Origin of the sequence: Romboutsia maritimum (assembly GCF_002251085.2) — a bacterium.
GTDB lineage: Bacteria > Bacillota > Clostridia > Peptostreptococcales > Peptostreptococcaceae > Romboutsia_B > Romboutsia_B maritimum.
Map to the genome: position 1 here is coordinate 1 of NZ_NOJZ02000098.1, position 742 is coordinate 742.

Annotated in this window: 1 protein-coding gene; it reads left to right on the forward strand. The window is 36.3% G+C overall.

The window, feature by feature from the left end; translation table 11 throughout:
- Positions 1-14: 14 nt before the first annotated feature.
- The coding region (locus CHF27_RS14015) for an elongation factor Tu (protein ID WP_115976380.1) at positions 15-742 on the forward strand (728 nt) is incomplete at its 3' end.

A 742-nucleotide genomic window follows, 5' to 3' on the forward strand; every position in this document is an offset into this window, starting at 1 on the left:
GGAGGTATTTCAAAATGGCTAAAGCTAAATACGAAAGAACTAAACCACATGTTAATATAGGAACAATAGGTCACGTTGACCACGGTAAAACTACATTAACAGCTGCAATAACAAAAACATTATTTGACAGATATCAATTAGGAGAAGCAGTAGACTTCGCTAATATAGATAAAGCGCCAGAAGAAAGAGAAAGAGGGATCACAATCTCTACTGCTCACGTTGAGTATGAAACTCCAAACAGACACTACGCACACGTTGACTGTCCAGGACATGCTGACTACGTTAAGAACATGATAACAGGAGCAGCTCAAATGGATGGAGCAATATTAGTTTGTTCAGCAACAGACGGACCAATGCCTCAAACAAGAGAGCATATACTATTATCAAGACAAGTTGGGGTACCTTACATAGTGGTATTCTTAAATAAATGTGATGTAGTAGATGATGAAGAATTATTAGAGTTAGTTGAAATGGAAGTAAGAGACTTATTAAATGAGTACGAATTCCCAGGAGATGATACTCCAATAATAAGAGGATCAGCTTTAATGGCATTACAAGATACTTCTTCAGTATGGGGAGATAAAATAATAGAATTATTTGAACAAATAGATGCTTATATACCAGCTCCAGAAAGAGACGTAGATAAAGATTTCTTAATGCCAGTAGAAGACGTATTCTCTATAACAGGAAGAGGAACAGTTGCAACAGGTAGAGTAGAAAGAGGAGTATTAAAAGTTCAAGA